At 56.8% G+C, this 11,758-nt stretch carries 7 protein-coding genes; 4 read left to right on the plus strand and 3 right to left on the minus strand.

What is annotated here, in order from left to right:
* Window positions 1-891: 891 nt before the first annotated feature.
* From PKO02S_RS29740 to PKO02S_RS33775, 3 genes are all read left to right on the plus strand, one after another.
* Window positions 892-1,872: a sugar kinase gene (locus PKO02S_RS29740; RefSeq protein WP_127588643.1), complete on the plus strand. Its 981-nt coding sequence runs from the start codon at window positions 892-894 to the stop codon at window positions 1,870-1,872.
* A 31-nt stretch (window positions 1,873-1,903) separates the two neighbouring features.
* Window positions 1,904-2,569 carry a bifunctional 2-keto-4-hydroxyglutarate aldolase/2-keto-3-deoxy-6-phosphogluconate aldolase gene (locus tag PKO02S_RS29745; protein WP_127588644.1) on the plus strand — a complete coding sequence of 222 codons (666 nt, stop codon included), beginning with the start codon at window positions 1,904-1,906 and terminating at the stop codon, window positions 2,567-2,569.
* A gap of 272 nt (window positions 2,570-2,841) precedes the next feature.
* Window positions 2,842-3,354 (plus strand): hypothetical protein, encoded by a 513-nt coding sequence (locus PKO02S_RS33775; protein ID WP_307720052.1) that lies wholly within the window; start codon window positions 2,842-2,844, stop codon window positions 3,352-3,354.
* 344 nt (window positions 3,355-3,698) lie between these two features.
* On the opposite strand, the gene PKO02S_RS29755 is transcribed toward PKO02S_RS33775, so the two are convergent.
* A complete protein-coding gene (locus tag PKO02S_RS29755) occupies window positions 3,699-4,448 on the minus strand; it encodes an HAD family hydrolase (RefSeq protein WP_127588645.1) in 750 nt (249 codons plus the stop codon).
* Window positions 4,449-4,538: 90 nt separating this feature from the next.
* On the opposite strand from PKO02S_RS29755, the gene PKO02S_RS29760 reads away from it, so the two are divergent.
* A complete protein-coding gene (locus tag PKO02S_RS29760) occupies window positions 4,539-4,880 on the plus strand; it encodes a hypothetical protein (RefSeq protein WP_127588646.1) in 342 nt (113 codons plus the stop codon).
* 15 nt (window positions 4,881-4,895) lie between these two features.
* On the opposite strand, the gene PKO02S_RS29765 is transcribed toward PKO02S_RS29760, so the two are convergent.
* Both PKO02S_RS29765 and PKO02S_RS29770 read right to left on the minus strand, forming a co-directional pair.
* Window positions 4,896-5,954, minus strand: a complete 1,059-nt coding sequence (locus PKO02S_RS29765) for a YlbL family protein (protein WP_164821766.1) — start codon at window positions 5,952-5,954, stop codon at window positions 4,896-4,898.
* Window positions 5,955-6,089: 135 nt separating this feature from the next.
* Window positions 6,090-10,640: a glutamate synthase-related protein gene (locus PKO02S_RS29770; protein WP_246067636.1), complete on the minus strand. Its 4,551-nt coding sequence runs from the start codon at window positions 10,638-10,640 to the stop codon at window positions 6,090-6,092.
* Between the last annotated feature and the right edge of the window lie 1,118 nt (window positions 10,641-11,758).

Consider the following 11,758-nt stretch of genomic DNA (forward strand, 5'->3'; position numbering starts at 1 on the left):
CTCCTGCTCCCCCACCAATTAAACTTGCCCCATTAACTAAACTTGCCCGACCAGGTAACCCAGTCTATCTCACGTCGCCTACCGCCGAACGTTCGCCATCATGCTGCTCGCCGCAACCTTTTGCTAATTGCTCTCTCCACGCGTATTTCGAGTACGACGTCCAACCCAGATGTATAAGCTTTATACAACTAAGGGCCCAAATCGGCTTTTTCCCGGCTCAGATGTATAAGATTTCTACATCTAACCTTGATTTTTGCCGTTCAGATGTCCATTTTTTATGCTTTGGCTGCGGAAATAGCCCGCTTTTGCGTGTAGATGCACAAATCCTCTACATCTGCAGGCGAAATTGGGGCTTTTTGAGCTTCAGATGTAGAATGGCTGTACATCTGATCCGGGACGGGGAGCGCGCGCCTACCAGACCAACCACTACCACTCCGCCACCAAAGTAAACTGCATCTCCCACCATCGGAGTGGTCCATCTGAATCCAGGTTCCTATTCTTATGAACCCAATTTCCGTCACAGAGTGCAGCGAGGTGATCTATGAACCTAAGTACATCATTCGGGAAGCTGGCTTCGCGAGAAATGTACTTGAGTTCATAGTTGGGGGATTTCGGAGCTGACTTGCGAAAAAGGGTTCATAGGGTGCGAAGTTTGGTTCATTTAGAGCGAAAGGAGGTTCATCTACAGCGAAGTTTGGTTCACAAGGATAGGGTACGGAGCAGAAGGCGCTCGATTGTATGCGGTTTTCCACATTGATTTCCCAAGGCCACCTAAAGCGGGCCAGTTGTCGGGCGGGGATGGACTTGGTAGAATGACAACATACAGGAAAGTCGGCTAGTCTAGACTTAAACAGTCAGCCGGGCTTTCATTTACAAGGGGGAGCAAGCACGATGATTCAACCAGCCGCAACGTCTTCCAGCACTAGGTCGCCTGAGGTTGTTACATTCGGCGAGTCCATGGGGCTCCTGATGCCGACAGGCCCGAAGGGAATCGAATTTTCGGCGCATTTCGAGAAATCCGTAGCCGGCGCGGAGAGCAATCTGGCGATCGGCATCGCCCGCCTGGGCCATACCGCAGGGTGGTTCGGCAGCCTCGGCAGCGACCCGCTCGGCAAGTACATCCTGAAGCTGATTCGAGGCGAAGGTGTCGATGTGTCCAGAGCGACTTTATCCGATGCGGGACCGACCGGGTTGATCGTCCGCGAAGTTGTCTCCGGGAAGTCTTCCGTCTACTACTACCGTCGCAACTCTGCCGCCAGCCTGATGGGGACCGGCCAACTCGACGAGAGCTACATCGCACAAGCCCGCATCCTGCACGTCACCGGTATAACGGCGGCGCTCAGCGCTTCATGCCGCGAGGCGGTGCGCGAAGCGATTCGCATCGCCAAGAAACACGGCGTGCTCGTCTGCTTCGATCCGAACCTGCGGCTCAAGCTGTGGACGATCGAGGAGGCGCGCCCCGTGCTGCTGGAGCTTGCTGCGCAAGCGGATTATTTCCTCCCGGGATTGGACGAGCTCAAGCTGTTGTATCAGACCGACGATTTTGATGCCATTATCGCTAAGTTGAACGAGCTGTCCGCCGTGTCCATCGTGAAGGGCGGCGACGACGAGACGTATGTCGTGGAGCGAGGAACGGTGGAAGCCGTGCCGTACTTCAAGGCGGAGCGGGTCGTCGATACCGTTGGCGCCGGGGACGGATTTTGCGCGGGCTTCATCACCGGTCTGTTGAAAGGCTACACGCATGCAGAAGCCGTGCGAATCGGCAACTTGATCGGCTGCATGGTCGTGCAGATGGAGGGCGACTGGGAAGGGCTCCCGACTTGGGACCAAGTGCAGGCTTTTTTGAACAAAACCGCGCATATCGAGCGATAGGAGATAGAACGAGGAGGAGAGTACCCAACCTATGAAAAAAATCAAATTGCTGCAGCAAATTACCGATGCCGGCGTAGTTGCCGTCCTTCGCGCCGAGACGCCGGAAGAAGTCGTGCAGATGGCCGAGCAAGCCATCGCCGGCGGGATCAAAGTCATCGAGGTGACGATGACCGTGCCATTCGCCCTTCGGGCGATCGAAGAGCTGGCCAAGCGCTATTCCAGCTCGGCGCAGGACGACAGCCGCTTCGCCATCATCGGCGTCGGCACGGCGCTCGACCCGGAGACGGCTCGCGCCGCCATCTTGAGCGGGGCCGAGTTCGTCGTCGGCCCATCCTTGAACCCGCGCACGGTTGAGCTGTGCAACCGGTATCGCGTGCCGATCATGCCGGGCTGCATGACGATCCAAGAGATCCAGAACGCCCTCGAGTTAGGCGTAGACATCATCAAGCTGTTCCCGGGCAACTTGTACTCGCCGGCGATGATTAAGGCCATTAAAGGCCCGCTGCCGCAAGCGAACATTATGCCGACGGGCGGCGTCTCGCTCTCCAACCTCGGCGAATGGATCCAAGCCGGGGCCGTTGCGGTAGGCATCGGCTCGGACCTGACGGCCGACGCCGTGAAGACCGGCAACTACGAGCTCGTGGCGCAGAAGGCCGCCAGCTACACGGAAGCGTACCGAGCCGCTAAGAAGAAGTAAGTAGCCTACCAACCTAACAGCCTACCAAGGACCCCATTTAGCTGCAATTCGGAGATGCCTCTTGAATGTGCAGATGGGGTCTTTTTAATCTAAAATAGACGAGTTGCAGAAACTACAGCTAGTTTAACTCAAAACTCGCATTCCGTAAGATTAGTGTACAAAACTGCATTTATTTTCCCGCCAATCTCCTCGAACAGAGAAGTATGAGAAAATTAACTGTACTATTCGCGACTATACTTTACGTAGAAATTAGGCAGTAGGAGAGAAAATAGATGCAGAAATTGCAGAATGTATGCGGTGCAGGAATCGCCCTCGGGTCTAACTGGACCTCGGTCCAGTGCCGATTCAACCGAAAGGCCAATGTGATCGGCCACACGGGGTGTTATAATAGAGCTATCAAAGGGGACGCCGCAGCCCAGCCAAGCAGGCGCTCCATATTCAAGGAGGCGATCGCGATGACGTTGTCGCGTTTGATGAAATTCGTGACCGGGGGCATGGAAGCGTTCCTAGGCATCCCGATCATAGGTGGCTTGTTCATTATCGGAACCGGCTATACGCCGCTGTGGGTTATGTTCGTCCTGCATATCATCACCCTGCTGCTGTGCAGCAAAGACAAAACGCCGGGCATCGGCAGCGTCCTCGGAATTATCACGTCGGTCGTGGCTTGGATTCCGATCCTGGGTATGTTGATGCACCTTCTGACGGCAGCTGTGCTCCTGCTGAACGCCCTGTTCGAAGGCGGCAACACCCGCTTTTACACGAACATCCGCGGCAGGCGCTATTAAGCTAAGTTAAATTCAACACATCCTAGCTCAACAAAACTAAACTCAGCTCAACTCAGCTCCAACTCAGCTCCAACTCAGCTCCAACTCAGCTCCAACTCAGCTCCAACTAAACTCAACTTAACTCAACTTAATTCAACTAAACCTAGCTCAACTCAGCTCAACTCAACTCACCCCAGCTCAACTCAGCTCAACCCAACCCAACCCAACCCAACCCAACCCAACCCAACCCAACCCAACCCAGCTCAACTCAACCTAACTAAACTCAACCCGACCCGGGCGCACGTACACCAAAAAGGACCATCGGAGTGTTCCAACTCCAGAGGTCCTTTTCTTTGCCCAAACCCTCACATCCCGTGCTGCAAAATCGTAGGCGGCACCTCAAGCAGCGACTTCAGCTGCAGGTACAACCGCGTAGGTTTGACGTGAATATCCACAATGTTAAATTTCCACTCGGTAATGGCCGGGATATGAATCGCATTGATGCCGGTCTCGATGGCGGGGACGATGTCGGTACGGATCGAGTTGCCGATCATCCACGTTTTGTTCCGGTCGAAGCGATGCTTCTCCAGAATGGACTCCATGACCGGCGTTGTTTTGTGGGGGGAGATGAAGATCCGATCTTCGAAAAAGGCGTTCAACCCCATCTGCTTCACCTTGCTCTCCTGGATGACCGTATCCCCGCCGGTGTAGAGGAACAAGTCATGCCCCTGATTGGCCAGCCGTTCCAGCGTATCCGTCATGTTCGGGTAAGGCTCAATCGTCTGCAAGTACACGCTGCGGCCCAAGTCGTACAACCGCGCGCGTTCCTCCTCCGACGTCTCCCGACCGGTCAACGCGCTGAAATGATCATAAGCATCTACCAGCGACTGGGGAAAATGATCCGACGTAAAACCATGCCGCTTCACGCCTTGCTCGTCGATCTCGTATTGCTTGTCCTTCACTTCCTGGGCTGTCAGCCGATAAGCCGAGAACCAGGTCATCATTAGGTCGAAATATTGGTCGAGCACGAAATCAAAATATTTGTTGCAATGGATTAGCGTATCGTCCAGGTCGAACAAAATCGTTTGCCTAAGCGGCTGCCGGGACAAGTGCATGGTCATCTGCTCCTTTTGTTAGCGGCGACGAATATGGGCACCCTATCAGGGATTGTTCAAATTACGAATGCAGGGGAGGAACTTTGTACAATGCGAGCGAAAAAATGGATCGCATTCACGCTGGCGGCAGCCGCGGTCTGCGGAATGGCAGTCGGCTTGACGGGCTGCAACGACAACAACAATGAGTTCAAGATCAAACAAGAGTACAACAATACCGACCGACGGGGCATGCTGAATGATCGCAATGTAGATATGGACCGTGTCAATCCGCATTTGCCTCAAGGCGGCAGCGAAGGGGACAAAAACTACCGCGACGGACAAAACATCCGGCCAAGCGACTCGAACGGCGGCACACCCAATACGATCGAAGGCCAGGGCGGGCAGAGAGGCAATATGAGGCCGTCTACAGTCGGACCAAGCTATCCCCACTAAAACCAAGCTCCCGTTTCAGCGGCTCCCTGTCGGACTGGCAGCAGGGAGCTTCTTCAGCGTCTCGACAGCTTCAGCCAGCGTAGAGACAGGGAGGAGCTGCATCTTCGTTTTTCCTAGCTTCTCGTAGGCCGCCCGAGCGTCCGTCTCATTGCGGTCGGTAGGATTGACGTTGCGCGGCAGGATAAAATAGTCGGCACCCGACTTGGCCGCAGTAATGATCTTGTGATCGATACCGCCGATTTGGCCGATCGTACCGTCCGCGTCGACCGTGCCCGTACCGGCGACTTTGTACCCTCTAGGCAACGTGCCGCCCTCATACTGGGACACAATCTCGAGCGCGATCATGAAGCCGGCGGAAGGCCCCCCGATATCGTTCAGATCGAAACGAATATCCTCCTGATGAATCGGGACTTGCACGGTCGAATAGCCGAAGCCGAAGCCGGTCCGTTTGCCCGCCGCATCGTCCAGCTCCATGAGCGGCACTTGCAGCGTCTCGGTGCGGGAGCCCCGCTTTACCGTCACAGCCGCTTTATCCCCGGGCTTTTTTCCAGCGAGAACGGTCTTCAGATCGTCGGTCGTCTTCACCGGACTGCCTTCCACGGCGGTCACGATGTCGCCTTCATACAACAGTTTCGCGGAGGGGGCATTCTCGAGAAAATACTGAATAATAACGCCTTCGTAGTTCAATTGCACCGGTTTGTTCAATACGCGCAGCGCAGCGATCATCGCACTGGCTTCCGAATCGTCGCGCATCCATTCCAGCAGCCTCTGATACGACTCCGGGCTCCTCACCCGGCCTAACCGTGTCTGCTTCGGGACAATCTTAGCGTGTGGCGCCAGCTTGCCGTACAACCACGTATAGGGACTGGCACTCAGCGAGAACACCGTTGTGAACATAAGCTCGCCTTGATCTCGCCCGGTTTTCCCTTGCACGATGACGCGCTCGTCCAGCGGTTCGGTGCTGCCCGGGATTTCTACATAATAGGGGAGCGAGACGAAGTTGACGGAGGCAAGGATGAGCAGCAACAGAAGCCATAGCGGCCAGCGCTGGAGAAAAGATTTGCGGCGTTTCATTCCTAACCTCCCCGATCGTGTCATGGTTTATGTACGTACTATCTTACTGCACATCCGGCAAAAGAAAAAGACCCGGTGGGGCATCCTCCTTGGAAGAAACCCACACCGGGATAAAATTTATATTCCCTTAACTTATTATTCCGTCGCTACCGACTGATCGGCTTGCATGCCGACCGGCGAGATACGGACGAAGTTCCCGTCCAGATCGCCGAGCAGAGCGTCGATCTTGGCAGCCGCTTCCGGCTGGCCGGTTGCGAGCAGCTCTTGCTTGTAGGCGTTGAGCAGCCCGGTCAGGTCGGTACGGCTTTGCGGGCCGAGCGTCTGGATGTTGACCTTCGCACCCTTGGCGACGCGGCGCTCGATCGCTTGCTGGTCGAGGCCCAGCTCCGGCACGAGGCGCTGGTACACAACCCCGCCGGTCATACCGGCGCAGATCCATGGACCCGGGTCACCCATAACGACGGCGCGGCCGTTCGTCATGTACTCGAACGCGAAGCCCTTCAGGTTCGCGCGGCTGCCGATGTTGCCGAGCTCATCCTGCAGCGGAGCGCTGATCTCGCCGCCGAAGATAACGTCGGCACCCGACAAGCGGATGCAAGCGCGGGAGTCGGCGCCGCCCTGAACGATGAACAAACCGGCTTGAGCGCCGTAGCAGAACGACTTGCCGACGGAGCCGTTGATGAAGCGGCCGTTTTTGCCGATCGTCTTCATGATCGCGACTTTGCCGCCGAGCGACATTTTGCCTACGCCGTCCTCTGCGCCGCCTTGGACCGTGATGTTCACGCCGCGGGCGTTGAACGCGCCTAGGCCGTTGCCCGGCACGGAGCCGTCGGTCAGCTGCAGGTTGATCTCAGGCAGCTTGTCGTAGCTTCCGTCGAAGCGGTCGCGGACACGGTGGCTGGAGTAACGCGTACCCAGGATACGTGTCTCGGCTACAACCTTGGACCACTTGCGCACGATTGGAGCGTTGCCGAAGCTCAGGCTGTCCGGATAGAACTCTTGGCCTTCGGCACCGGCTGCGACGCGAATGTCAGACGACGTAGCCGCCGCTTGCGCCTTGGCTTCCGTTGCCGCTTGCAGGTAAGAGAGCGGAGCCGGACGGAACAGGTCGGACAGGTCGATGCGGTCCAGCTTGGCGGTTTGCTCGAGCAGATCGGAACGGCCGACAAGCTCTTGCAGGCTCTCGTAGCCGAGGTCTGCTACGATCTGGCGCACTTCTTCGCCGATGCCGCCGAACAGGCGCACCAGGCTGTCTACCGCCAAGTCGTACACGCGAGGGACGAAACGGCGAAGCCCCTTCTCATCGGCTTCCTCCATCGAGTCGATCTGGGTTGCGATACCGACGTGGCATGTGTCGAGATGACAGCCGCGGCAAGTCGTACAGCCGATCGATTGCATCGCGAGGCTGCCGAAGCCGGCGCGGTTCGCGCCTAGCATGATCATCTTCACGACGTCCGCGCCGGATTTGAGGCCGCCGTCAGACCAGAGCTCTACTTGATCGCGCAGACCGGCTTCGATCAAAGCGACATGCGCGAGCTTCGTCCCGATCTCCGTCGGCAAGCCGACGTGCGTGATCGAGTGAATCCGCGCCGCACCGGTTCCGCCGTCGAAGCCCGACAGCGTGATGACGTCCGCGCCCGCCTTGGCTACGCCGACGGCGATCGTCCCGATGCCCGGCACGACCGGACATTTGACGATAATCTTGGCTTTGCGGCCGCTGGATTCCTTGAGCTCGCTGATCAACTGCGCCAAGTCCTCGATCGAGTAGATGTCATGGTTGTTCGAAGGCGAGATCAGGTCGGAGCCGATTGTCGCGTTACGAGCGGCGGCGATCTTGGCCGTTACCTTGGAGCCCGGCAGGTGACCGCCTTCGCCCGGCTTCGCGCCTTGACCGATCTTGATCTCGAGGAACGCTACGGCATTCATCAGCTCGACGTTGATGCCGAAGCGGCCGGAAGCCACTTGCGCACCGCGAGTCTTCTTATAGCGGCCGAGCATATCCTTGATCTCGCCGCCTTCGCCGTTCATCGATACCATGTTCAGGCGTTCGCCGGCTTCGGCGTAGGCACGGAACGCGGTTTCGTTCTGGGAGCCGAACGACATGGACGAGATCAGCATCGGCAAGCTGTGGCCGCCGATCGAGATATCGACGTCAGCCGGCTTGAGCGGCTTGCGTCCTTGCAAAGCCTTCGTGTAATTGAAGTCCGCGATGTGGCGGATGGAGATAGGGTTGCGCTTCTCTTCCTCGCGCAGCTTCTCCATATACTCGCTGTATGGAGCTTCGCCGGAAGCAGCGTCGCCCAGAGCCTTCCACATGCGCTGGAAGAAGCGGAAGTTCTTCGCGGCCTTCGCCTTCGGATTCGCGAAGTCGGCATAACGCGCGTTGGCGTCTTGCTCGAGCTCTTCAAAGCCTGTGCCGGCTGTTTCGCTGCCGAGATAGTTCACGATATCAAGCACTTCAGCCAGCTCCGGCTTCAGCCCGATCGAGGAGAAGAAGCGAGTGTAGCCGCGCAGCTCGTGGGTTCCGATGGTGGAGATCACCTTCTCCAGCCCTTTGGTTAGCGTCAGCAGCACCTTGCGGGCCCCTGCGGCACCGTCCTTGTCGGCCGCCGTCTCGAACAGCAAGTACGGCGACAGGATTTCGGCGCCGAGGCCGCAAGCGAGCGCCATGTCATGCAGGTTGCGGAGCGCCGCAGAGCGGAGCGCGATCGCGGTGTGGCGGCGTAGGTTGTCGCCGCTGCCTAGCTTCTCGGCGCGAAGGGCGATGTCGACCTTCGATACCGCGAGATGCGGATCCATCCACAGGTTGTCGTTCTTGTGCGCTTCCGCATCGTCGAGGAGGACGAGGATCGCTCCGTCGCGGACAGCTGCGACCGCGTCCTGAGCTAGCTGCTCCAGAGCAGCCTTCAGCGAAGAGCCGCGCTTGAACGTCAGCGACAGCGTCGCTACCGCGTTGTCGCCTTGGCGGCGGCACTCGGCCACGATTTGCTCCAGCGACATATGGTTGATCTCTTCTTGCGAGCCGATGCCGTTTTCGCCTTCCAGCACCATCGGGGACATCAGCTCGAAGCGCACGCCGCCGTCCACTTGACCATAGATTGTCGGACGCTGACCGATGACGACACGAGTGGAGAAATGCTCCTGTTCACGGTCACGGTCAATCGCAGGGTTCGTGACGACCGCTACGCTTTCCTTGATGAAGTCCGGAATGTTCTGACGTTCCCAAGCCAGCGCGGCATGCGGGCCGTCGAAGCCAAGGGAGCGAATCGGTTCGGCGCCGGTTTGCGCGGTCGATTCGATATTCTGGATGCCTTCTCGATCCCAGCCGAAGGCGCTATAGATGTTGTCGGTTGTGCCGATTGCGGCAGACGGGGCGATTGCTTGGCTCGTCGTGCCGAACTTTAGATGCTTGCGCATGCCGCCGATGTTGATCCGCTTGCCTGCACGCTCGAGCACTTTGGCTTGAAGCTCGGTGTAAGGCACGACGCGGATCGGCTGGCCGGCTGTCAGCTCGATGCCGATTTTCTCGCCCGGGGCGATCGGCTTCGGCTCGGCGACCATCTGGTCGACTGTGATTACGCCTTGCTCGGAAGAGAAGTAGAGCGACTCTTCGCTCTCGACCATCCAGACCGGACGCAGGCCGAGGGCGTCGACGCTGAATACGCACTCGTTGCCATAGCGGGATACGATACCAGCCGGACCTTGGGCATAGTGGCCCCAGATTTGGCGGTAGTACACGTACAGGTCTTGCAGCTCCGGACGGAACAGCTTCATCTCGTTGTGGATCGGCGGGAACACGAGCTCCATCGCTTCGAACAAGCTCAAGCCGAAACGGTGAATGAACGTCTCGATAACCCGGTTCATGTCTTGCGAGTCGCTGCCGCCGTTTACGAGCGGTACGCCGACCATGTCGGCTTCGATGCGCATTTTCTTAACGGTGTTAATCTCGCCGTTGTGGCCGAGCAGGGAGAATGGCTGTACGCGGAAGAAGCTGGACAGTGTGTTCGTCGAATAGCGGTTGTGACCGATCGTCACTTGCGCGGCGAACAGCGGATCTTGCGTATCCTTGAAGTACTTCGGCAGGATGCTGGCGGCGCCGAGCACTTTGTAAGCGGCCGTGACATTGGAGAGCGAAGCCACGTGTACATTGAAGCGAGCTTCGATCGCGACATGCAGCTCATACAGGTGGTCGGCTACGACTACTTCAGCCTTTTCCGTGAGAGCGGCTACTTGCCAGAAGCAAGGCTCGTCGAGACGACCGTTGCGGCCTAGCACTTCGCTGTTCACTTGGTTTTCTTGCTCCAGCATGATGCGGATGCCGCGGTCGGCGAACATGGTGCGGATTTCCTCTTGTACTTGCGCCACGGTCTGCTTCAGGTTGCGCGGGATGAAGATGTGCGCGATTGAGAAACGGGCATCGTTCGCCAGCTCGGCGTCTTGGCCTGCCGCTGCGAGGCGTTTGCTCCAGAGGGCGCGCGGGATATCGGTCAAGATACCGCAGCCGTCGCCTTCGCCATCGATAAAGCCGGAGCGGTGCTCCATCAGCACAAGGGCGTCGATCGTTTTTTGAATGTTGTTACGGGACGGCTTGCCGTCTTTTTCAATAATACAAATAATGCCGCAGGCGTCGTGTTCGGTCTTGAGCAGGTCGCGGAAGCGCCCCTCATTGATCATGATCTCATTCATCTAGTAACAGCCGGAACCGTGGGGTCCCAGCCTTCACCTCCCTATCGTGTAGAAAAACATCCGGCGCTGATGCTGCATCCGTTTTGGTGCCAGCGTATACCGGTTTTTGGTAAAACAAAAGCAAGCGGTCCGATTCGCCGTTTTTTGAAGGGACGTATAGGGTGTGGAGGTAGCATCAAATCAGGCGGTTGTTGTCGGCTCAAATGCACCTAAGGGTCCGCTGCCTTCGAGGAAGGGCTTAAGCGACCTGGGGTTGCGATGGAGGTGTCGACGACAGACCGTCATCCAAAATTTGGCGCATGTTCCAACCATACTCCCACCAACGGGCGAATGGCTGACGAACTACATGGGAAAGGTTAAAGGTTAAAGGTTAAAGGTTAAAGGTTAAAGGTTAAAGGTTAAAGGTTAAAGGTTAAAGGTTAAAGGTATATGGGTTATAGGTTATATGGGTTCGGGCGCACTAGTGGCGGCACCCCCGTACAACAAGTCGGCGTGGATCCGAGCAATTGCTGCACCTTCCGGAGATGAATGGGAACAAACCGGGCTTGGCCATGGGCCATTGGGGAGGAAGCTAGAAATAAAGTATACTTAGAATAACACGAATCTTCGTATCGTTCAACATAATTGTCTTAACATTCGACAAGTAAACGTTTCCTTTTCTATCAAGGGTTCGGGGAATCGGTTGTTTGAAATGGTTAATGAGAAAGGCGAACATAACTTGGACAAGCGGATTCGATTGTTCGGGAATTACTGGGGTGGTCCAGGGACGATACGGTTCGAATCAGTTCGGTTTCCGGGCGTATGCGGGGGAAGATTCAGCTAAGGAACAAAAGTACTCAGATAAGGAAGTAAATTGCGTTAATTTGGGGCAAAAAGGGAGATCTGAGAACCTAAGTACTCAAATCGCGAACCCAGCTTCCCGAACTGAGTACTTAGGTATACAGATTGAGGAGCAGACACTGAATTAGCGCAAAATGGTATCCAGATTGTATACTTGGGTACTCAAGTTACCGGGTGGTGCTGATGCTGAGTGAAAGGGATAGTGGCACAAGGGAGGCGGCAGCATGGGGAGGCAGGGTAGTTGAGAGTTGAGGTTAGTTGAGGTCGGTTGCTGAGTG

The sequence above is a fragment of the Paenibacillus koleovorans NBRC 103111 genome (assembly GCF_004000845.1).
In the GTDB taxonomy this organism is placed as follows: Bacteria; Bacillota; Bacilli; order Paenibacillales; family NBRC-103111; genus Paenibacillus_AA; species Paenibacillus_AA koleovorans.